This is a genomic window from Streptomyces luteolus, assembly GCF_029968015.1.
Classification (GTDB): Bacteria; Actinomycetota; Actinomycetes; order Streptomycetales; family Streptomycetaceae; genus Streptomyces; species Streptomyces luteolus.
Genome location: NZ_JASCIS010000006.1, coordinates 230,527 through 252,082, shown reverse-complemented (window position 1 = coordinate 252,082; position 21,556 = coordinate 230,527). Strand labels below are relative to the sequence as shown.

At 69.7% G+C, this 21,556-nt stretch carries 26 protein-coding genes; 12 read left to right on the top strand and 14 right to left on the bottom strand.

Translation table 11 applies throughout. The features are described 5' to 3' along the window. Positions 1-7: 7 nt before the first annotated feature. The 14 genes from QIT00_RS08625 to QIT00_RS08560 form a co-directional block, all read right to left on the bottom strand. Positions 8-1,201, bottom strand: a complete 1,194-nt coding sequence (locus QIT00_RS08625) for an ATP-grasp domain-containing protein (protein ID WP_282534558.1) — start codon at positions 1,199-1,201, stop codon at positions 8-10. 87 nt (positions 1,202-1,288) lie between these two features. Next, on the bottom strand, positions 1,289-1,591 hold the full coding sequence (locus tag QIT00_RS08620) for a hypothetical protein (protein ID WP_282534535.1): 303 nt from the start codon (positions 1,589-1,591) through the stop codon (positions 1,289-1,291). 32 nt (positions 1,592-1,623) lie between these two features. After that, entirely contained in the window at positions 1,624-2,859 is a 1,236-nt protein-coding gene (locus QIT00_RS08615) for an MFS transporter (RefSeq protein ID WP_282534534.1), read from the bottom strand. Continuing rightward, positions 2,856-3,335, bottom strand: a complete 480-nt coding sequence (locus QIT00_RS08610) for a regulator (RefSeq protein ID WP_282534533.1) — start codon at positions 3,333-3,335, stop codon at positions 2,856-2,858. The genes QIT00_RS08615 and QIT00_RS08610 overlap by 4 nt, the downstream gene beginning before the upstream one ends. After that, positions 3,332-4,171 (bottom strand): winged helix-turn-helix transcriptional regulator, encoded by an 840-nt coding sequence (locus tag QIT00_RS08605; RefSeq protein WP_282534532.1) that lies wholly within the window; start codon positions 4,169-4,171, stop codon positions 3,332-3,334. Before QIT00_RS08605 ends, QIT00_RS08610 begins: the two co-directional genes overlap by 4 nt. A gap of 41 nt (positions 4,172-4,212) precedes the next feature. Next, positions 4,213-4,626 (bottom strand): hypothetical protein, encoded by a 414-nt coding sequence (locus tag QIT00_RS08600; protein WP_282534531.1) that lies wholly within the window; start codon positions 4,624-4,626, stop codon positions 4,213-4,215. 10 nt (positions 4,627-4,636) lie between these two features. Further along, a complete protein-coding gene (locus QIT00_RS08595) occupies positions 4,637-5,080 on the bottom strand; it encodes a hypothetical protein (protein ID WP_282534530.1) in 444 nt (147 codons plus the stop codon). Then, entirely contained in the window at positions 5,077-5,559 is a 483-nt protein-coding gene (locus tag QIT00_RS08590; RefSeq protein WP_282534529.1) for a hypothetical protein, read from the bottom strand. Before QIT00_RS08590 ends, QIT00_RS08595 begins: the two co-directional genes overlap by 4 nt. Before the next feature lie 98 nt (positions 5,560-5,657). Then, the gene (locus tag QIT00_RS08585) at positions 5,658-5,969 is read right to left on the bottom strand and encodes an SH3 domain-containing protein (protein ID WP_408909741.1); all 312 of its coding nucleotides are present in this window, start codon (positions 5,967-5,969) and stop codon (positions 5,658-5,660) included. 178 nt (positions 5,970-6,147) lie between these two features. Next, positions 6,148-6,897: a hypothetical protein gene (locus QIT00_RS08580; RefSeq protein WP_282534527.1), complete on the bottom strand. Its 750-nt coding sequence runs from the start codon at positions 6,895-6,897 to the stop codon at positions 6,148-6,150. Then, the gene (locus tag QIT00_RS08575; protein ID WP_349017166.1) at positions 6,818-7,615 is read right to left on the bottom strand and encodes a hypothetical protein; all 798 of its coding nucleotides are present in this window, start codon (positions 7,613-7,615) and stop codon (positions 6,818-6,820) included. The genes QIT00_RS08580 and QIT00_RS08575 overlap by 80 nt, the downstream gene beginning before the upstream one ends. Positions 7,616-7,633: 18 nt before the next feature. Next, positions 7,634-8,119, bottom strand: a complete 486-nt coding sequence (locus tag QIT00_RS08570) for a hypothetical protein (protein ID WP_282534526.1) — start codon at positions 8,117-8,119, stop codon at positions 7,634-7,636. Beyond that, positions 8,116-8,667 (bottom strand): DUF4913 domain-containing protein, encoded by a 552-nt coding sequence (locus QIT00_RS08565; RefSeq protein ID WP_282534557.1) that lies wholly within the window; start codon positions 8,665-8,667, stop codon positions 8,116-8,118. Before QIT00_RS08565 ends, QIT00_RS08570 begins: the two co-directional genes overlap by 4 nt. Positions 8,668-8,916: 249 nt before the next feature. Further along, a complete protein-coding gene (locus QIT00_RS08560) occupies positions 8,917-9,672 on the bottom strand; it encodes a DNA-methyltransferase (protein ID WP_282534525.1) in 756 nt (251 codons plus the stop codon). Positions 9,673-10,178: 506 nt separating this feature from the next. On the opposite strand from QIT00_RS08560, the gene QIT00_RS08555 reads away from it, so the two are divergent. The 12 genes from QIT00_RS08555 (at position 10,179) to QIT00_RS08500 (ending at position 21,520) form a co-directional block, all read left to right on the top strand. Then, a complete protein-coding gene (locus tag QIT00_RS08555; protein WP_282534524.1) occupies positions 10,179-11,312 on the top strand; it encodes a C40 family peptidase in 1,134 nt (377 codons plus the stop codon). A 134-nt stretch (positions 11,313-11,446) separates the two neighbouring features. Beyond that, a complete protein-coding gene (locus QIT00_RS08550) occupies positions 11,447-11,764 on the top strand; it encodes a DUF6112 family protein (protein ID WP_282534523.1) in 318 nt (105 codons plus the stop codon). Next, on the top strand, positions 11,764-12,444 hold the full coding sequence (locus QIT00_RS08545; protein WP_282534522.1) for a hypothetical protein: 681 nt from the start codon (positions 11,764-11,766) through the stop codon (positions 12,442-12,444). The genes QIT00_RS08550 and QIT00_RS08545 overlap by 1 nt, the downstream gene beginning before the upstream one ends. 35 nt (positions 12,445-12,479) lie before the next feature. Further along, positions 12,480-13,853 carry an SCO6881 family protein gene (locus QIT00_RS08540; RefSeq protein WP_282534521.1) on the top strand — a complete coding sequence of 458 codons (1,374 nt, stop codon included), beginning with the start codon at positions 12,480-12,482 and terminating at the stop codon, positions 13,851-13,853. An 81-nt stretch (positions 13,854-13,934) separates the two neighbouring features. Continuing rightward, positions 13,935-15,407 (top strand): SCO6880 family protein, encoded by a 1,473-nt coding sequence (locus tag QIT00_RS08535; protein ID WP_282534520.1) that lies wholly within the window; start codon positions 13,935-13,937, stop codon positions 15,405-15,407. 59 nt (positions 15,408-15,466) lie between these two features. Further along, positions 15,467-15,937: a DUF6238 family protein gene (locus QIT00_RS08530; RefSeq protein WP_282534519.1), complete on the top strand. Its 471-nt coding sequence runs from the start codon at positions 15,467-15,469 to the stop codon at positions 15,935-15,937. A gap of 23 nt (positions 15,938-15,960) precedes the next feature. After that, positions 15,961-16,500, top strand: coding sequence for a hypothetical protein (locus QIT00_RS08525; protein WP_282534518.1), 540 nt, complete (start codon positions 15,961-15,963; stop codon positions 16,498-16,500). A gap of 46 nt (positions 16,501-16,546) precedes the next feature. After that, on the top strand, positions 16,547-18,061 hold the full coding sequence (locus tag QIT00_RS08520) for an ATP-binding protein (protein WP_282534517.1): 1,515 nt from the start codon (positions 16,547-16,549) through the stop codon (positions 18,059-18,061). Positions 18,062-18,220: 159 nt separating this feature from the next. Further along, positions 18,221-18,652 (top strand): hypothetical protein, encoded by a 432-nt coding sequence (locus tag QIT00_RS08515; protein ID WP_282534516.1) that lies wholly within the window; start codon positions 18,221-18,223, stop codon positions 18,650-18,652. 759 nt (positions 18,653-19,411) lie between these two features. Beyond that, positions 19,412-19,663, top strand: coding sequence for a hypothetical protein (locus tag QIT00_RS08510; protein WP_282534515.1), 252 nt, complete (start codon positions 19,412-19,414; stop codon positions 19,661-19,663). Continuing rightward, positions 19,653-20,597, top strand: coding sequence for a hypothetical protein (locus QIT00_RS08505; RefSeq protein ID WP_408909738.1), 945 nt, complete (start codon positions 19,653-19,655; stop codon positions 20,595-20,597). Before QIT00_RS08510 ends, QIT00_RS08505 begins: the two co-directional genes overlap by 11 nt. A gap of 215 nt (positions 20,598-20,812) precedes the next feature. After that, positions 20,813-21,520: a hypothetical protein gene (locus QIT00_RS08500; RefSeq protein WP_282534514.1), complete on the top strand. Its 708-nt coding sequence runs from the start codon at positions 20,813-20,815 to the stop codon at positions 21,518-21,520. Positions 21,521-21,556: the final 36 nt, after the last annotated feature.

Genomic DNA, 21,556 nt, shown 5'->3' with positions numbered 1-21,556 from the left:
AGGTGGTCTAGGCGGGGGTGACCTGGACGGACAGGTGCCGGTATGCCTCGGTGGAGCGGGTCTTGGCGATCTCTGCACTGGGTCCGGTGGTGATCAGGTAGCCGATGCGGGCGCTGTACATGTCGCCGTCCGGGGGCAGCACGAGACGATCGCCGGCGTCGCGGTGGAAGGTGACGCGCTCGATCCAGTCGCTGTTGTCGGTGAACTCGGCAACCAGGCGGCGCTCGGTGAGGGTGCCGGAGTAGGCGGGGTAGATCAGCCGGATTGCCGCTGCCTGACTGCGTGTTGGGGTGAGGTCGGGCAGCTCTCCGCAGGCGATGTCGGCGGCGGCGCGGGCCAGGTCGACGCCGGTGGCCAGGTGGACGAGGTGGCCGATCATGTCGCCGGCGATGCGCGCGTTGACCTCGATGAGGCGGGGGCGGCCGTCGACGATGCGGATCTCGACGTGGCTGACGCCGTCGGTGAAGCCGACGGCGTCGAGGGCTGCTACGGCGACCGGTGCCACGTCGGCGAGCAGCGGGTCGTTCGCGTCGACTACATGCGCCAGTTCCTCGAAGAAGGGTGGCATCCCGACGGTCTTGCGGGTGACGGCGACCACGGTGGTCTGCCCCTGATAGGTGACGCACTCGACACTCACCTCCGGGCCGTCGAGGTACTCCTCGACCAGGACGTCGGTGCTCTCGACTCCGTGGCCGGCGGTCTGGGCTACGAAGGGGTACGCGGCTGGCAGTTCGTCGGCGGTGTCGACGCGGATGACGCCCATGCTCGCAGCGTGCGCGGCGGGCTTGAGGACGACGGGATAGCCGATCAGAGCGGCGGCATCGGCCGCCTCCCGCTCGGTGCGCACGGTCACGGATACAGCGGAGGGCACCCCGTGGCGGGCGAACAGCGTGCGCGCGGTGTGCTTGTTGCGGCAGCCCTGGAGGGCCTCCGGAGCCGTGGTGGGCAGGCCGAGCTGGCGGGCGAGACGGGCGACGGGGACGAGGCACCACTCGGTCCACGTGATCACGCCGTCCAGCTCGTACCGCTCGGCGAGCGCGCGCCCGGCCGAGGCCAGTGCCGCCTGGTCGGTGGGGTCGGCGACGGCGTAGTCGACGACGAACTCCTTCTCCCAGGTCGGCTCGCCGCCGGAGATCAGGACGACGTCGTAGTGGGCACGGACGTTCTCAAGACAGTAGCTGCGATACGCCTGCGCCTCCATATCGGCGGCAACAACCAGGACGACACGAGCGGACAAGAAGGGGTTCTCCGTATCGGTAGATGGCAGGACGAGAGGCGAAGGGGTGTCTCAGGCGGCACGGCGGCGGCGAAGCTCGAACGCCGCAGCCCAGTGCGGGTGTTCGTCGATCAAACGGCGGGCGTAGAGGGCGGTGTAGTTGTTGTTCAGCCCGGCGACGCCGTACGGGAGCTGGCGGCGCAGGTCCTCGAACAGGTCTTTCAAGCCGACCCGAGTGGCGCCGGCCGCAAGGCGGCGGGCGGCCAGGCGTTCCAGGGCCTTAAAGACGTGCGGGTTGTGGGTGTCGAAGGCGTGGAACTGCTCGGTGATGGTGCGACCGGTCGCGCGGTGCGATCCGAGGGCGGCGAGGGACATGCAGTTCTCCACAGGCTGGGGGTGCAGCGCGGTCAGGCGCGCAGGGCGGGATCGGTGCGTATGCGGGCGAAGGCGCAGAACAGGCCGAGGGCCTGCAGCGCGGCGCAGATGGTGATGACGTGGCCCAGCGCGTCGGGCGGGGTGAGGGCGGTGAGCACGCCGGCGACGGGGAAGGGCAGCAGGAGGATGAGGATGGTCGCCGACAGGGTGCTGCCGAACTTCTCCGGAGGGATCAAGCGGGAGCGCAGGGTGCGCAGGACGACGGTCATGCCGCCTTCGCCCGCCATGAGGACCGCGACCAGGATCAAGTAGGACCGGTAGTCGGGGGCCTGGGCGGCGGCGAGACAGCCGAGTGAGGCCAGGGCGGCGCAGGCAGCGCCGACCGGCCACAGGCCGAGGCGGTCGAGTGCGAACCGGCAGAGCGTGACGCTGAGGAGCGTGGCTGCGGCGGCAGCGGACCAGACGAGGCCGACGGCGGTGGTGGACTGCCCGAAGTGCTGGACGACGATCACGGGGCCGGCTGCTTGGAGTAGGCCGGTGGCCAGGTTGGACAGGGTCAGCCCGGTCACTAGCCAGCCGAGCGCGGGAAGGGAGCGGATGGTGCGCCATCCGGTGAGCATTCCGGCGCCGGACTCTCCCTTCGGCGCGCGGGCCCGTGCCACAGGCGAGGGCGGGGTGCGCAGGGCGAGCAGCGCGGCGAGCAGCGAGAGCACGGTGATCAGTGCGAGCATCGGCGGCGGCCCGGCCAGCAGGAGCACTCCGGCGAGTGCGGGACCGGCCAGCGTCGCGGTCTGGTCGATGCCGAGCAGGACGGCCTGGATCCGGTGAGCCCGCCGACCTGCTCGGCGGCCGGCGGCGGCGCCGGCGGTCTCGGCCGCGATGTAGCTGAACTCGGTGAGTACGCCGGTCGTCGCCGCCAGCACCATCACGGTCGCGCTCGCCACGGTGCCGGACGGGTGGAGGAAGAGCAGGACCGTGCCGGCGGCGAGGGCCAATGCCCGGCCCAGGGAGGCCAGGTGGAAGACCACCGCAGCACCGCGGCGGTCGACAATCGATCCGGCCCACCCGAACGCGGCCAGCCGCGGGAGCCACTCCAGGGCGAACGCGAGGCCCGTCAGCGCAGCGGAGCCCGTCGTGGCCAGCACGAGCAGCGGGATGCCGTAGGTGGACATCGCGAACGCCAGCGCGTCCGCCGTACGCGGCAGGTAGATGCTGCGCATCAGCCCGCCGCTGCGGCGTGCGTGCCGGGGTGAGACCGCTTGGCTCACGCGGCTGGCTCAGTTTCGGACGCCCCGGCCACATGGGGGTTGTCTGCCAGCCACTGGATCAGAAGCGTGCGGAGACGGGCCAGGCCCACCTCCGCGCCGTCGGCGCGCTCGGTGGCGAGCGATGGTGCCAGCAGGTCGAAGACGCACCGGATACGGCGGCTGAACGCGCACACGGGGGCTGGGACATTGCGGCGCCGAGCCCAGTGAGCCATCGCGTCGTACAGGTCGGCCAACTTCATCCCGGCATCCGTCAGTTCTAGACCTGCGCCGGGCGCGATCCGGACGAGGCCGTGGGCGCGGGCCGTGTCGGATGAGCTGCGCAGTTGGTGCGTGGAAAGGTCGGACAGAGTGCCGGCCAGCCGTCGGGGCGGTATGGCGCCGTTGTCGTCGATCTCGGTGATGAGACGGACCAGGGGCCGCGAGGCAAGCAGGTCGACCATGCGCTGCGCGTCGGCCGAGGTGAGAGGGGTGCTCATCGGCGCGGGCCTCCCGCCGGGACCGCCTTCGGGCGCGCGGTCGTGGCGTGCGAGAAGAGATCCCTGTTGTGCCAGGCGGGACAGGACTGGGGTGTCCGAGCGGGTGGGACTGCAGTGGGGGCCTGCCTCGACTGGCTGCTGATCCACGACCTCGGCGCGGGCTTCGCCTGTGGGTGGCCCCAGACCGGGTGCTGGGTGGCCTGATCGAGGGGCTGCCCGGCGGACCACGCGGAAAGGGTGCCCAGCACGGGGCCCAGGCCGTCACCGGCTGCGGACAGCCGGTAGGGCCGACCCATGCCGTCGGTGTCGACCAGGCCGTCGGCGACGAGCTGCCGCAGCGGGGGGTAGATGTTGGTCCAGTCGCTGCTGGGCATCACGATCCGGGCCAGAGCCCGGCCGCTGACCTCCTGGCGGGACTTGAGCACCCACAAGATGGCGGCGGCGTGGCGCCGGGTGAGCAGGGTGAGGCTGTCCTCGATCTGCTCGATGGCGGGCAGCGGGCGGTCCGCCGTCTCCAGGTGTTCCTCGGCCCAGGTGACGATCATCGGCAGGACCGGCAGCAGGGCGACGCCGCGTTCGGTATGGCCGTAGGTCACGTGCCGTGCGGTGTGCTCGGTGCGTTCGACGAGGCCGGCGTCGCACAGCGACTTGAGCTTCGGGTGGAGCTGGCCGTTCTGCAGCCAGGACACCTTGGCGGCCAGCTCGCTGTAGCGCAGCGGCGGGCCGGAGAGGGCCAGGAGGATCCTCACGTTCCACCGCGGGGTGATCATGGCGAGGGCCTCGGTGACCCGGGCGATGTCGGCGTCGGTGTCAGGGGGCAGAGCGGTGAGGGCCAAGGGAGGAACTCCTGGGTGGTTGAAGGGTGTATCGCCTGCGGTCATTGGCTGTGCGCAGGACTCGGGGCCGCAGGAGGCGGAGCCGGAGCGGGCGGTGAGGAAGTCGGCGGGACAGGCATCGGGGCCGGGACGCGGGCCAGGCTCTGCAGTACGGCGGCGACCGACTTGACCTGGACCTCGCGGACGGCGACCGCTTCGGCGAGCCGGCGTGCACCGTCGAGGAGGTGGGAGACCTCGTGCGGGCCGATCTGCCGTTCGGAGTGGATGAACCGGGCGAGGTGGTCGCGGTGGAAGTCGATGCTGCGCTCGGAGAGGGCAAGGTCGTCGTGCATGCCGAGCAGGGCGGAGAGCATGCCGGGTTGCTGGTCCTGGGCGTGGGCTTCGAGGTCGGCGAGCGGTGCGCCGTACAGGTCCTCGATCCGTCCGGCTATGTCGGTGGACGTGGGGTGGAGCAAGCGGGGGCTTTCACGGTCGGTCGGCCCGGGCCGCCCCGGCACGCTGGGGTGCCGGGGCGGCACACGCGGGCAGGGTGTCGGTGGCCCTGAGTTGTGCTGTGCGGACGAGCCGGGCCTGCTGGTCAGGCGGGGGCATGGTGCGCAACAGCTGGCCAAGGACGACGCGATAGCCGTCGCGGGCCTCCAGCGCCGCGTCCAGCCACTGCGCGTCGAAGCGGAGCTTGTAGGCCGACAGTTCGCCCATGTCGCGGTCTGGATCCATGTCGGCGTGGACGCGGTCGCGGACGCGGGCGACCTGCTCCTCGGTGAGCGCCAGGAAGGAACGCAGCTCCAGGGCACGGGCGAGCGCGGGCGAGGCATCCTGGCCGGCAGCCGCCTCGTACAGGTCGGGTACCGACTTCCCGAAGACCTTCTGCAGGTCGGCGTCCATGGTGCTGGCCCTGTCCCGGCTCATCGGGCGGCCCTTGCCGAACGCCACGCCGTCGCCGGTACGGCTGTACTCGCAGGCCGGTTGGGGGCGCTGGTCTGCACCGCGGGGCCGGTGCGGGGCCGAAGCCGGGCGAGGCGCTCTGCGGCGAGGCCCTTCTTCCCCGGGGCGTCCGGGTCGAGGAGCCATCGCACCACCATGGCCCGGCCGTCGCGGACGCTCACGGCCGCGTTCACCCGGTGGGCGAGACCCATCGTCGGGTCATCGACCTCGCTGGGCTGGGTCTGCAGTGCGGCGAGGAGGTCATCCTCCGCGCGCTCCAGCACGGACTGGGCCTCAACGAGAAGGCCGTGCCACTTGACGACGTCGGTGGCGTCAGGATTCGCGGTCGGCGCGGCTGCGACCGCGGCCTTCAACTGGTCCATTGCCATGTCGAAGCGCGCTTCGATCCGTTGGGTGAGCACGCCCACGACATCCGCAGACTCATCGGTATTGCCGTCGGACAAAGGGGATCTCCTGTTCTGGAAGGGCAGATGCCTGGGGGTATGTGAGGGGCGGCCGTACCCGGCGGTTCAGCCTCTTACTGGGGCGTGCTGGATTCCGTTCAGTCCAGGCACATTCGGACGTCGCGGTAGACGTACGTACCGGAGACCCAGCCCTTGACGCCGGTCGTCTTGTCCGTGATGTAGACCCAGTTGCCGCTCTTCTTGGACACGCTGAACTTGTGGCCCTTGTACAGAACGCCGCGGGCAGTGGACTTCGAGCTGGCCTTGGACCTGATGGTGACGGCCTTGGCGTGGACCTTGTACGGCAGCGGAGGCTGGGAGTAGCAGCCGTACGTGGGGGCCTCCTTGACGATGGGCACCGCGGCGGCAGGGCTGGCGGCCAGAACCGGCAGCGCGAGTGCGCCGAGCATCGCCGTAGAAATCGCAATTCTGGTGGAGCGCATGCGGAAGAAACCTCCGTGAAGGCATAGGGAATGCGTGAAAGGGGGCCGCAGGGGCCCCGGCGGCTGTATAAGAGTCCGGAGAATCGCCGGTTTGGCTAACCGGCGATCGTCGGCTATGTTGCGCCGCCCTCGGTGGCGTCAGAGCTCAGCGCGAGCGGCCAGGTGGGCGCGTGGCAGGCGTTTTGGCCACACCAGCTGAACTGCGGGCGGCGCCTGCCCAGCGGACCGGCGGCAGAGGTTTCGCCTCGCCGGTGAGCCGGTCGTCGCACCACTGCAAAGCGGCCTTGTTCGTGGCGAAGCCGCCCTCCCGCAACGTATGCGTCCAGGCGTCGTTGTCGACCTCGTCGACGAGGACGCGGAACGGTGAGGGGGCTCGTTCGTCCAGGGCGCGCAGTGCCACGACGGTGACCATGTCGTCGGGATCGTCGCGTGTGTAGGAGTAGCCCAGGGCGTAGCGGTCACTGTCCCCCGCAAGGCGTTGCTCCAGTGCACGTGTTGCTTCGTCCGCCGGCGGTGGGCCCAGCTCGGGGTCGAGGTCGATGGCGTCGTGCGGGCAGCCGCGGTTGACGAGCCAGGACTGGGCCATCGCGGCCAGCGGCATGGCGGCCTGATCGAAGTCGAACGTCCGCTTCTCGCAGTCTCGTTGCAGATGTACGGCGAGCACCTGCGGCACACCGGGGTGACCCCACGTGGCGGTGCGGTCGAACAAGACGTAGTAGCTGTGCGCGCCGCTGGGGGTGTGGTGTTCGGCGAGAGGGACAAGCATGTCCTCTCGGACACCGACCTTGCGGTAGAAGTCGAGGTACTTCTCCTCATCAGCGTCGAGGTCGTCCAGATCGAAGTCGACCTGGGGGATGGACTTCCGGACCGGCGCCGGTTCGGTGGGAGACAACAAGGGACCTTTCGGTGGAGTTCAGCGCCGCTGCGCCGGAGTTGACGGCCATGCACCGAGTCGAGTCGGGAGCTTCGGCGCCTGCGTCGTGGGGGTCCTGCGGATGGCGAACACCGCGGCTCGTCCGGCATCGGTGAGCGCGATCGGTTGCCCGGCGTGTATGGAGTGGTCCGTGTCCCGGACGACCAGGCCGGCGTCCTCCAGCCGCTGCAGCTTGGCGTGGGGGAAGCGAGTGCCCGGTGGCGGCTGTGACGGACATCCGGCCTGTCAGCAAGTGTTCGTAGAGCTTGGCGCCGCCAGCGATGGCGAGCAGCGCCGCGTGATCGTCCGTCGAGAGCCGCTGTGCGACGGGCGCGGAGGACGCCGCTGCGGCTTCAACGGGCTTCAGGGCGGCAAGCATCTCCCGGGCGGCGGCCTCCCGCGCGCCGGCAACCTCTTCCAACTGGTCCACGCCGCGGTCGATGCGGGTGAACAGGGTGCCGTCGAAGTCGAACTCGCCGCTGGAAAGGCGGTTGAGGAGGCGCAGGTAGAAGGTGACGCCGGTCTGGGTCTTGGCCAGCTCCCGGTGTCGGTCGACCAGTTGGGCGTGCTGGTCGTCGAGGACGCCTCGATCGCGGTAGGTCCACAGGGTGTTGATGTCGTGCCCGGTGGCAGCTTCGAGGCGATGGTCAAGCGGGGAGACCGCACGCCGGGTGGGTGCCGGCGCGGGTTCAGGGGGCATAGGCGACACTCCGTGCGTTCAGCGGGTGGGATGGCCCGCGGGTTTCTGTGCAGGGCGGGGCAGACCCGGCGTCGCGGCAGGTGGCGGACCGGGCCGGGGAACGGGCGCGCGGGTGGCCAGCTGCGGGGGACGGGAGCGTGCCGCGTGCGTGCGGGCGCTCAAAGGCCGGCGGGCCATCCCAAGGCGGCGGCCGACCTCGTCGTAGACGTCGTTGCCCGCGCGCGGCCGGACCGCGACAACGTGGATCTCCTTGTGGTGGACGGACTCCGCGGGCGCTGGGCGGACGCCGTAGACGACGCGCCAGTCCTTGCGCGAGTCCACGAACAGTTTCCTGAAGCCCTCCAGGTCACCGTCGAGGCGTAGCCCGAAGCGCTGCGCGTTCACGACTTCCTGCAGGTAGGCAAGGGTGAGATCGCGTATGTCGCTAGGGGCCTGGAGGAGATCGGTCAGCGCCCGAGGGTCGAAGCTCAGTCCGAAGGCGGGCTGTCCGTGACCCGCGGTCATGACGCCGGCTCGTCCTGGTCAGCGGCTTCCGCCGTGTTCGCCGTGGCCGCCGTCTCCGTGCGAACGGACGGCGGCGGACCAGGCAGGAGGCGATGTGCGGGCCGGTCGGGAGAGGTCATGCAGGCCGACAGCGGGCCGCCCGGTGCGCGGATCGCCGCGACGGCGTGGGTGAGGAAGTCCCGGTGCCACACGAACAGGCCCGAGAGCCCGGATTCAAGATCCTTGTGCTGCTGGTAGGCAAGCCACAAAGCATGGAGCCAGGCCACGACATCGTCGTGCTCCTGCCATTGCAGGCACCAGGGCGCCGCGGTGGTGACCTCCGCCCCGTAGACCGGGAGGAAGAAGTCGTCGACCCAGTCGGAAAGGGCATCGAGTTCGTCCTCGCGTTCCTCTCCGTCCAGTTCCAGGATCGGGCGGGGCTCTGGTGGAGCGGCGGCCGGCGGGCCGCCGAGGCCCGGCATGCCGAAAGCGGCGAACGGTGATCCGCCCGGCGACGGGGCGGACGCGAGGTGGTCGAGCTGCTGAGCCTGCTGCGCCGACTGCTCCATGAGCCGTCGTACGCTCGCCTCGATTCCCTCCAGGTGCGGATCCGGAACGCGAATCGGCTCCAACTCTCCATCGTCGGAAGGTTTTGCGGATTCGGGCATTGAGAAGTTCGGCCTCCTACGAGACACGGAATGAGGGAAGGCGGGTGCGCCCTCGCCCGACGCCGTCGGCGGATGGAAGTTGCTCCGGCGGTATTCCGCCGACGGCTGCGCGTGGGAGCCGGTAGCCTTGGCGACGGGCAAGGACACGGCTCAGGCGGTGAGAACCACGTCGTCCTGCGTGAGGGTTGCGCGGATCGTCTCGGTGAGCCGGTCGGCCGCGATCGACGCGTAATGCTCAGTCTTCTCCACGCCGATGAAGTCCCGGCCTTCCAGCAGCGCGGCCACTCCCGTGGAGCCGGATCCGGAGCAGAAGTCGAGGATCGTGCCGCCCTCGGGGCTGATCTTGACCAGCTCGCGCATCACCTCGACCGGCTTCTGCGTGATGTGCTGGCGCTTGGCGCCCGAGGGCTGTGATGCCGAGTACATGCCGGGCAGATAGACCGGGTTCCGGGAGCCGTCGATCGGCCCCTTGCTGGCCCAGACGATGAACTCACAGTTTTGTGTGAATCTCCCGCGCTGGGGCCTGGCCTGCGGCTTGTGCCAGGCCAGCACGCCGCGCCACAGCCATCCGGCCGCCTGGATCGCGTCCGTCGTCGTAGGGAGCTGACGCCAGTCGGTGAACAGCAACGCGGTTCCGCCGGTCTTGGTCAGCCGGTGCGCTTCGGTCATGATCTGCGTCAGCCAGAACGCGTAGGACCTCTGGTCCATGTTCTCGCCGGTGAAGTCGGCGAGGTCGTTCTTGGAGTCGGCGGAGGTGTACTTCTGCTTCGCGGAGCGGGTGGTGCGCTCCTTCGCGGTCCGACCGCCGGAGTTGTACGGCGGGTCGGTGATGACAGAGTCGACGCAGCCGTCCGGAAGGCCGGAGAGAACAGCCAGAGCGTCGCCCTGGTGAAGGGAAAAAGGCAAAGAGAAACCCCGATTCGGGTGCGGAAACGCGGAGGGAGAATGCCGCCTCGCGCAGGAGTCCTCGCGGGCCGGAAGTGGGCATGCAGAAGCCCAGGGCCGCAGACCGAGGAGGCGAGGGGAGTCCAAAAACTGTAGAGGCGAAACCGTCGACGACCAAGAAGTGCTGTGCAGAGCTGCCGGTTTCCGGCACCTCACGCCGACTTTTTGGTCAACCGCCGATCCGCGCCTACTGTTTTTGAACCGCCCGGCACACACCGCCGCTGGTACTCCCCCGCCACACCTCACGGAGGCACCCCCTTGCCCCGGCACACCTAGCTCACAGCCCGGCCACGCGGAGCGAGCGGCAACTCGCCCCACCGGCCTGTCCAGATCGCCCACCCCGGCCGCCGCGCCCTTCCAACCCGCCTCGCGCACGTGGCACGCCGGACATCCCCCAAGGACACGCTCATGACGTCTCGCTACCCACCCATGCCCGAACCCGCTGACCGGCGAGCGGCCCCCTCGGATTGAAGGGGCTCGCCGCCGGCATCGGCGTCGTCTTCCTCTCCCCGATCCTGCTCGCTGGTACCGGCATGATGCTGGCCTCCTCGGCCGACGCCGTGCAGAGCATCGGCTCTTTCAGCAGCTGCCTGACCGACCTCGACAGCGACAAAGTCGCCGAGCAAGTCACCAAGATCCTCGACGGCGCGTCCGGTAAGGACGTGCACATCGAGGGCCTAGACCTGCCCGCCGAGCAGGTCCCCAACGCCCAGACGATCGTGGCCGCCGGCCTGTCGCTCGACGTCCCCAAGAAGGGGCAAATCGTCGCGCTCGCGACGGCGATGCAGGAGAGTCGGCTGCGCAACCTGGGCTACGGCGACCGCGACTCCCTCGGCCTGTTCCAGCAACGTCCCTCCCAGGGCTGGGGCACCGCCGAGCAGATCCGCGATCCGGTCTACGCCTCCGAGCAGTTCTACAAACACCTGCTCAAGGTGGAGGGCTGGCAGCAGATGACCGTCACCCAGGCCGCCCAAGCCGTACAGAAGTCCGGCCTGCCGGACGCGTACGCGCGGTGGGAGAAGCTGGCCACCGCGCTGCAGGCCGCCATCGCCAAGACCTTCCCCGGCAGCAGCGGCGATGCGGACGGCAAGGACGCAGACCAGGGCAAGAGGCCGTCGACCAGTACGACTGGATGCGCGCAGAGCCAGGACGGTTCCGGCTTCGGACGCATCCCCGAGGGGAGCGTCCCGAAGGGCTACGCGATCCCCAAGGACGCAGATTCGAAGGCCCGCAAGGCCATCACCTGGGCGATGCAGCAGCTCGGCACGCTCTACCAGTGGGGCGGCTCCTGCACCGACGCCCACGGCCCCGACCCGATGGGCCGCTGCGACTGCAGCTCGCTGATGCAGCAGGCGTACGCGCACGCCGACATCAAGCTCACCCGCACCACGTATACGCAGGTCAACGAGGGCAAGGCCGTCTCGGCGAAGAACCTCAAGCCCGGTGACCTGATCTTCAGCCGCGGCACTGCTGCCAGGCCCGAACACGTAGGCATGTACATGGGCGAGGGCCTCGTCATCGAGGCACCGCGCACATCAAAGCCAGTCCGGATCACCCCGATCAAGGACTGGGACGTTTTGGCCGTCCGCCGCGTCCTCTGACGCCGCACGCCGCCCGGACATCTCCCGGGCCGCGCCCGCCGGGTCCCCCATCTCGCGCCGCGAGCGCACCCCCCTCTTTCTCCCTTCCGCCGGCCCCTGCACGGCCCGCGCACGCAAGGAGCCCCGCCACACCTATGCCCATACCTCTCGCAGACCGCGCCGCCGTCCTCCTCGCCTACGACCCAGGCATCAAGCCCCAGGGGGGCGGCCTCCCCGGCCTGTCCGTGCTGAAGAACGTCGTCAACAGCATCAACATGTTCGGGATCATCGCCGTCGTTGGCGCCCTCGCCGTCTCGCTCGGCGTGTGGGCCTGGGGCCACCACACCGGTGGTCACCAGGCCGAGGCCAACGGCAAGAAGGGCGCCGTCGTCGCAGCCGGCGCCGCGCTCGGCCTCGGTGCCGCGAACGGAATCGTGGCGTTCTTCTCCGGCCTGGGGTCGCAGGTCCACTAATGCCCAAACGACTCCCCTCCCTGTCCGCATACGGCGTGACCTGGTCGGCCAACAAGCGCGTCGCGATCGTCGCCCTGGCCATCACCGCGCTGCTCGCCATCGCCGCGACCGCCGCATGGTTTACCGGCCGCGCTGAACACCACCAGAACGACAACCTGCCCTCGCAGGCGAGCAGTTCCTCACCCACAGAGGCCGCACCGAAGCCCGCAGCCGGGTCGGGGTCGGTTCCCAAACCCCCGCAGATCGCCGAACCGGTCACCTTCGCCAAGGCGGCAGCAGCGATGCTCTGGTCGTACGACACCCGCGACACCAGCCGCGACCAGCAACTCGCAGGCATGCGTGCGTGGATGACCAAGGAGACCAAGTACAACGACTGGGCCTCCGTCTCCGGCCAGGTCCCCGACCCGCTGCTGTGGTCGCGCATGGCCGACCAGAACCAGCACGCCACCGCCACGGTCACCGAAGGCCACTACCCCGGCGCCTTCAAACAGGCCCTCGCCGAGGACCCCTCCGCGATCACCGAGGCGTACATCTACGTCGTCACCGTCAACGGCAAGCAGCAGATCGAGTGGAAGAAGGGCGGCGGCGGAGCCGAGGAGCGCGCCGTGACCCTCGCCGTGCAGTGCCGGCCAAACCACGACTGCGCCCTCGCCGCCATCGCGCCCAGCGTCACGCAGTGACCCTCCTCACCACCAGATAAGGAGGTCAACTCCCCTTGGGTTTCTGCGACTTCCCCGTAGCGGACCAACTCTGCGCCGTGGGCGAGGCCGTCGACTTCGCCAGCAATCCCGGCAAGGCAATCGGCGACTGGATGGCCAAGAGTGCCGGTGAACTCGCCGCCGCCGCAGCCGACCTGGCCGCCAAAGCCATCGACGCCACCACCAAAGTCGATCTGAACGCCGGATGGTTCCGCGACAACTACGAGATGCTGCTGCCGATCGGCCTGGTCATCCTGGTCGGGACGTTCTGCGCACAGCTCATCCGGGCCGCCCTCAAACGCGACGGGCAAGCCCTCACCCAGGCTTTCACCGGCACGGCCAGCGGCGTGATCTTCGCGTTCGCCGCCATCGCTCTGACCACCGTCGCCATCGAAGTGGTCGACGCTCTGTCCGCCGGCCTGTTCAAAGCATCGAACCTGTCCATCGAATCCGCCGTACGCCGCATCGTGAAGGTGTCCCAGATCCCCGCATTGGCGGGCCTAGGTTGGCTGGTCGCCGTGTTCGCCGGGCTCGGCGCCGCCATCGGCGCGTTCCTCTACTGGTGCGTGATGATGGTCCGCAAGGTCGGCATCCTCGTCATGGTGACCTTGGCGGTCTTCGCCGGCGCTGGCGGAGGCTGGGAGGCCGCCCGACGCTGGCGGCGCGGCTGGATCGAAGCCACCGCCACCCTCGTCGTCAGCAAACTGCTGATGACCATCATCTTCGTCCTCGGCATCGCCGCCATGGGGAGAACCGAGGCCAAGGACGGCCTCGGAGCACTCGCCGACGTCATGGCAGGCATCGTGATCATGGTGTTGGTGCTGCTCTGCCCGTACGCCACCTTCAAGTTCGTCCACTGGGCCGCCGAGGGCACCGATGGAGAATCGATTCACCGGGCCGGTGGAGCCGGCACCCAACTCGCCAAGCAGCATGCCGAGAAGGCCACTCGCAAGGCCGCCGCCGCAGTCGCGACCGCCGGAACGGGCGGCGGGGCAGCCGGAGCGGGCGCAGCCCAAGGGCCCGAGGCCGCAGGCGGCGGATTCCCCGGCGACATCGCCGCCAACCCGACCGGTGGAGGCGGAGAGGGCAAGGAAGGTTCGCAGGGCGGTGGAACGGGCGTATCGCCCGGTGGCGACGGCGTCAAGTCCGGTCTGGAGAAGGCCGTCCAGCCCGCGCCAACGAGTGTGTCCGACGACGCCAGCGGCCAGGTGGGCGGCAGCCCAGGGCCAGGCGGATCCGGCGCGAGCGCCGCGTCCGGCCAGGGCGGTGGATGGCAGTCCGGTCCGCCGAACACAACCCCGCCGCCGCAGGGCGCACCCCCCTCCTCCGTCTCACAGAACGCCACATCCAGCGGACCGCCATCACCGCCGCCGCCACCGACCGGCCTCTGATCCCCTGACCGACACCCGAGGGCGGGACGTGCTCACCATCTCCCGCCCTCGGATTCCACCCGCGCCACCAGGACCCGCTCCTTGACTGATCTCTCCGTCGCCCCGATTACGGTGAAGTTCCCGCACCGGTCCCGCCGCGGCATTCTCCTCGGCCTCTCCCTTCCCCAACTCATCCTTGTTTCCTGCACATTGGCGCTGCTGCTGATGACGGTGGTATCCACCGGGCTGCTCGGTGTCATCGCTCTGGCCCCTCTGTGGGTGGCATCAGGTGCGCTCGTAGCAATCCGCCGGCACGGCCGCTCCCTGATCGACTGGGCGCCGATCGTCACCCGCTACGCGCACCGCCGCCGCACCGGGCAGATCCTGTGGCTCGCCCGCCCCGTCACCCGTCCCCGCCAGGACGGCGTCCTGCACCTGCCCGGCACCGCCGCCTCACTGCGTGTAGTCACCCCCGGCGACTCCGCCAACGGCGCCGCCGCGGTCCACGACCCGCACCAGCAAACTCTGACCGCCATCGCCCGCGTCTCCAGCCGGGCCTTTGCTCTGCTGGACCCTGCGGCCCAGAACCATAACGTGAGCGGGTGGGGCCGCGCGCTGGCTGGCATCGCCCGCACCGGACACGTCGCCACCGTGCAGGTCCTGGAGCGCACCGTCCCCGACAGCGGCGACACCCTCGCCCGGCACTGGAGCCAGCAGGGCCACCCCGAGACCCCGGTGGCCGGACAGGTCTACAGCGACTTGGTCGCCTCGGCCGGACCGGCCGCCGCCCCGCACGAGGCGTACCTGGCTATCTCCCTCGACCTGAAGGCGGCCAAGCGCCTCATCAGCCAGGCGGGCGGCGGTCTGCCCGGTGCCTTCACGGTGATGGAGCAGACCACCAGCTCGATCGCGCAGGCCGCGCGCAGCGCCGGACTGATGGTGACCGGCTGGCTTACGGCCCGCGAGATCGCGGCCGTCATCCGCACCGCCTACGACCCGGGGGCCCTGTCCGCCCTGCAGCAGTGGTCGGAGTCCGGGCGGGCCGAGGCCGACCCGGCCGCCGCCGGGCCGGTGGTTCAGGTCGAGGAGTACGACCGTCTCGCCACCGACTCCGCCCGGCACGCCACCTACTGGGTCGAGGACTGGCCCCGCACCGAGACCTCGGCGGGCTTCCTGCACGGGCTGATGTTCACCGCCGGGGTCCGCCGCACCCTGTCCCTCATATACGTGCCGCAGGGGCTCGAGTCAGCGATGCGCGACGTGCAGCGCAAGAAGGCCGCGATCATCGCCGACGCGAACGAGCGCTCGCGACGTGGGCAGGTCGACTCCGAAGCCGACAGCGTCGAGTACGCGGACGTCAAGACCCGCGAGCGCCAGCTGATCGCCGGTCACGCCGACGTCGCCCTGACCGGACTTCTCACCGTGTCCGCCGAGACCGACACCCTCCTCGACGCCGCCTGCGCGCAGATCGAGACCGCCGCCGTCACCGCCCAGGTCGACCTGCGACGCCTGAACTTCCAGCAGCCCGACGCGTTCACGCTCGGCGCCCTCCCCCTCGCCCGCACGGCCCTTTAACCCCCGCACCGGCCACCCGCCGACGCCCTGCCACCGCGGCAGGAAGGAACCCTTCCCCTTTGACCTCTGCCATCCCCGTCGGCGACGCGTACCCGTACCTACGGGCCGCCAGCGCCGGCATCCGCCACCACTCCCGCACCCTCACCCCCCGTGCTCAGCACCCGGCCCCGGCCGCGGACCGCCTACAACTCGACGTGCTGCACGCCCACCTCACCACGCTGCACCAGCTGCTCGACCAGCTCGCCGAGACCACCCGGCCCCCGCATCCCGCCGCCGGCCGACAGCTCGCCACCGCGCACACACGGCTCTGGCAGGCCACCGCCGCCCTCCACGACGCCTTCCACCTCCTGCCCGTGGCAGACGCGACCGCCCCGGGTACGGGATGCCACCCCGAGCGCCTCCCCGAGGGACCGCCCGTCCTGACCATCTGCCAGCGCCACCTCGCCGCCGGCCACACCGTACGGCGCAAGACCACTCCGGCCGACCTCAACACCCCGGCGCCCCGCCACACCACTACCTGCAGCCAGTGACCCCCACCGCCGAAAGGCCCTTCATGCACAAGCTCAAGCGCTCCACCTCCACCGCGGTCTTGCTCGCCACCCTCACCGGCACCGCAGCCCTGGCAACCGCCGCTCCAGCCTCGGCCGCGAGCTACCACTGCAAGACCAGCAGCTACACCGTCGACGACCCGTCGTACAACGGCCCCGACTCCGACAACTGGGACTTCGACGTCAAGCTCTGCGCCAAGCGGAGCGGCGGCTACGTCTACACCACCGCCACGGTCTATTGGGACGGCCCCTACGCCGCCAAGCAGCACACCAGCTACACACTCAACAAGGCCAGGTTCCACCTGCAGACCAAGAAGTCGGTCAGCGGCGCGGACCCGGTCGTGAAGTACGCCAACTACACCGGCCTGGAACACGCCCTGGAACACAGCAGCGGCAATGGAAACGGCTCGTACAAGACAGGAACCCTCAAGTCCAAGGCGGGCACCGGCCGTTCCCTCGCCGATGGCTACATCGAGCTGGACTGGTCGGGCGACGGCAAGGGCTACCGCAAGCCGCTTCTGTTCAGCGCCTCGCCCCGCGTCTGACCCCCGCAGCGCGCCCTGAACTCCGTCACGTGAAGGCCACCCCGTCATGAGCCACCGGCCCGCGCGCCGCGCCCGCCGCGCCAGCGCCAGCCCTCTGTTCACCCCGCACGGCACCGATCGCGCCTCCCGCAAGACCGCTCGTCGGCAGCTCGCCGAGGCAGCTGCGAAGGCCCGCACCGAAGCAGCAGCCCACACCAGCGGCGCCGACGTGGAGGATCAGCAGATGCCGGCGCCGCTCTACCCGCCCGCAGGTCAGCCCGGCCCCGCGTCCTCCCGCAACAACAAGATCAAGTTGCCCGCCCACCGCATGACCACAGCCACTGCTTCCGGGGCGTACCCGTTCCTGGCCGAGGGCGGGCTGGGGGCCGAGGGCATCTACGTCGGCCGCGATGTGCACGCCGAAGCGAGCTTCTGCTTCGACCCGTTCGCCCTGTACGGAAAGGTTGAGGGCTTCACCAACCCCAACGTTCTGTTGGCCGGGGTGATCGGTCAGGGCAAGTCGGCGCTCGCCAAGAGCTTCGCGCTGCGGTCGATCGCCTTCGGATACCGCGTCTACGTACCGTGTGACCCCAAGGGCGAATGGACGCCCGTCGCCCAGGCGTTGGGCGGCACCTCCATCGCTCTCGGGCCGGGGCTGCCCGGCAAGCTCAACCCGCTGGACGCCGCCCCCAAGCCCAACAGCGTTTCCGAGGCCGACTGGGCAAACGAGATCCGCAAGCGCCGCCTGCTGCTGCTCGGCTCCCTGGCCCGCACCGTGCTCGGGCGGGACCTGCTGCCGATGGAACACACCGGCCTCGACGTCGCCCTGGACGCCGTCGTCACCCGCGCCGCCGCGAGCGGACGTACCCCGCTGCTCGGCGACATCGCCGCCACCCTCAACAACCCCGAGGAACTCGACGTGGCTGGAGGCGTCATGTCCGGCCGCCTCGGCGACGCCTCCCGCGACCTGGCCCATGCCATGCGTCGCCTCGTGCACGGCGATCTGGCCGGAATGTTCGACGCCCCGAGCACCGTGGCCTTCGAACCCAACTCGCCGATGCTGACGATCGACCTGTCACGGCTGGGCGGTTCCGGCGACGACACGGCGTTGGTGCTGGCGATGACGTGCGCCTCCGCGTGGATGGAATCGGCACTGTCCGACCCGAACGGCGGCCGGCGCTGGATCGTGTACGACGAGGCATGGCGCCTGATGCGCCACCCCGGCCTGCTGGCGAGGATGCAGTCCCAGTGGAAGCTGTCCCGTGGCCTGGGTATCGCCAACCTGATGGTCATCCACCGGCTCAGCGATCTGCTGACCGCAGGCGACGCCGGATCCCGCGGCCGGGCGCTCGCCGAAGGTCTGCTCGCCGACTGCTCCACCCGCATCATCTACCGCCAAGAGACCGACCAACTCCACGCGGCAGCAGCCCTGTTGGGCCTGACCTCGGTCGAGGCCGACGCGATCTCCCACCTCAACCGCGGCAGAGGCTTGTGGAAGGTCGCAGGACGATCATTCATCGTCCAACACCTACTACATTCACACGAATTGGCGCTCTTTGACACGGATGCCCGAATGCACTGAAAGCCCCGCGTGCCCACGCTGGCCGGCCAGAGCCCCCAGCCCTGGTCAGCACGTCAAGCTCTCGGCCACCCGGCTTAACGCCGCACAGGCGAAACCCCTTTTCGGAGACACCACCTGCCTACTACAGCAGTACCCCACGACGCGACGTCGCCCAGTCCCGTGTATCAAATCCCCTGCTGGGCGTACGCCAAGACAGCCGGGCTAATCGCGCTCGGATTCCTGGCCGCCTTCGATTTTCTGCCCAAGCTCGATGATCACGTACCGCCCCCGCTTGTCTCCCTGCTGTTCCTCGCGGCTGTCGACGGGCTGATCGCCCTGACATTCGCGGCCATCATCGGGCTGGACTCAATCCCATTCCAAGGGGGCTTCTGGGGATTGTTGGCCCTCGTGACCGGTGTACGCGCCGTCACGGTCCTCATGTCCAGCGACCTCGGGGTCCCGCAAGGCCCGGCAGCCCTATGCCTGTCCGCTGCCGCGCCCCTCCTCCTCGTCGGTGCCGTGGCGCTGTTGCATCTCGTCGCCGAGCACACCACGGACCTCGCGGGCCCCGGGGAACGCGACGTCAACCAGAACCGGCCCCTTGCACGGTGACGGCTGAAGGTGCCTGTGGCGCCATGCAGACCAAGGCCACACACAGACGCAGGACACGCCCGTCATTCGCGAGCCGGCGCGCGGCACGCACCCCACCACGACCGAACCCACGACCACACCGATCAGGGTCATCCATGGCTGACATCACCCACCCCGAATAGTTCCGCCGTCTGGCCAAGTGCATCGACGGGATCCGAGAGGACCTGCCGCGCGCCGGGTCCCTGCGCAAGCGCGCGGACATCACGCCGGCCTTGGTCTCCGTGATCAGTGGCGTCTCCGGCCTCATGACGGAGATCGGCGAGGAACTCGCGACCAGCTACCAGCACGAGATCTACGATCGGGCAGCCCACGGGCCCACGGAGCGGCATGGCACCGCCCTTCTGGCCAAGGGCGCACCTCCGTTGGGCAGTGCACTCACCCAGCTCGGGAACCTCACAGACCGGCTCGGCAGCCTCCACCAGCAGGTTGTGCAGCCCGTCAGGGGCACGCGGGTCCCCGCACCACCTGGCGAACTGTCCATTCTGCTCGGCCACCTCGATGCTGCCCGGAGTGCTCTAAGCGAGGCCGCGGGGTGCATGCGGGACAGCGCCGCACAGACCTCTCTCAGCAGCCGGAGCGCCGCGCCGCCCACGCCCTCGGTGCCGCAGCCACCTTCGCCCGGTCGCCACTCGCTGCGATGACACCCCAGCCACCCCCTGTCGGCCGGGCCCCATAACCCGACTGGCCCCCACATGCCGCCGCCTCCGCAAAGGAACGCCGATGCCCCGTCCCCCGCATCTCACCAATGCCGAATGGGCCGACTACAAGCAGTGCCAAGCCGATCACGACGACCTGATGGCCCAGGTCGCAAATCGCGAAGCCCAAATGGAACGCAGTCTGATCGACGCATACGAGGAGTACGAATTCGTCTTCACCTCTCCTGTCCGCCCGCTGCAAGAGCCCCTTTCGGGACGTCAGATCCCGCCGCTTCCTCTGCGCCCCTCTGCGCGCGGGAGCCGCCGTGGCCGTTGACGGCGAGGACACCCCGGTCCTCTTCGACGGGGACGCCCGCCAGGTGCGTGTCGGCGCTAGCCCGATCGCGTCCCTCCCCGACCACGGCAACGTGAACACCGTGTGGTGGCAGGAACTGTGGCGCCGCCACTCGCACATCACCACGCCTCTGCGGCAACGCGGGCTGGAGTGCGACATCGAGTTCGGTCTGAGCGCGTACGTGGTGCACGTATCGCTCCCCGACGACAGCTATCTGATCATCTCCCCGCCGCAGGAGCCTCCTTCCCATCGTCTACCAGGAGACCCGGAGGGATGGATCGCTACCCGTCAACACTCCGACCAGCATGAGCTGTTCGAGGTGATCTACGACTCGACCCCCTCCAACGACCCCGGCGCTCGCCAGCGGCGGGAAGCCCTCCACGGCGGAAGCGCCCAGCCCCTGATCGAGGCGATCAACCACCGTCTCACCCAGCTCGGACTGCTACCGCCCCCCGTCCTGCCCTACGAAAGTCCCCACGTGCATTCAGCCCAACCCACGCCCCCGACACCGGCCCGGGACGCCTCCGACACATCAGACCGTGGCCCCGTCCACGTCTACGGTGACGCGCTGCGCGATCTGACAGACCGACTCAACGGAACCGAGTCGCATGCGGATGCCGCTGCCCTGCTGCATCAGATCCTGGAACCCTGCGACGGCCTGCTGGCCCAGCTCGGAGAGTTCTTCGAAGCAGCCGGCGAGAAGGCCAAGGAAGCCGAGGAGGACGACGGCTTCGACCTGTCCTACTACCTTGCCGACGCCGCCGCCGAGATCCGCAACCTCGGAGAGGTCCTGCACGTGGCCGAGGACCGGATGCGGGCCCTCACTCCCACGCCGCGGCTGCCCTCCGCCTCGGCCCGTACACCGTCCCTTCCGCCGCCCGTCCTCCCGTCAGCTCCGCCGCGGCATACGCGCTGACGCAGCCCACCGGGCATCGGCGTGAACCTGCACCACGCCTCACCCGCGACACCCGCGACGCTCCCGCCTGCACCACCGCGGGCACGCCATCTCACCACCGCTCCCCTCCCCAGCACCCGTCCTCCAAGGAGACCTCCTTGTTCCGTTCCACCGTCCGAACCCCCGTTTCCCGAGGCTCCCTTGCCACCCGCACGGCGGCCGTCGCAATCGCCGGTGTGGCAGCCCTCGGTCTGGCCGCCTGCAACAGCGCTGACAGCGACACCGCCTCCAAGTCCCCTACCTCCAAGTCCAGTTCGCCCACAGAAGCAGGGTCGAAGCCGAACGGTGTGGAGAAGCGCTCGGCCGCTGCGATCTACAACGCCGCGCACCAGGCCAACGCGGAGGCAGGATCGTTCGTCGAGACCCGCACCCAGCCGGACACCAAGGCCCGCCTCGCGCTCTCGGCAACCGAGTGCGCCGGCACCGTGTCCAAGACCGGCCTCGGGTCGTACGAGATCATCGTCAAGGGCAACGATGTCTGGGCCAAGCTCGACGCCCAACTCGCAAAGTCCGTCGAGCGCATGGCCGGCCCCGGCGCTTCCCTGCCGGCCGGAACGTGGCTGCACGGACCGTCCAGCCACGGCCTGCTCAAGGGCTTGGCGAGCTACTGCCACACCGAGCAGTTCCGCACGCCCGACACCGCTTCCGTGAAGCTGACCAAGGGAGCGGCGACCGAGATGAACGGACAGCCCGCCATCCCCGTCATCCTCGACGGCGGGAACGGCGCGCGCGTTACGTACTACGTCGCCACCACCGGGGAGCCGCGCCTGCTCAAGCAGGCCAGCACCTCGAAGGCCGTCCCGACCTTGGCATACAGCGACTTCGGCAAGCCGGTCGGCGCCAAGGCTCCCAGCGGCAAGGTCGTCGAAGCACCGACGGACTGATCCATGCGCGCCACGCGGCTGCGGGGTGCCAAGGTG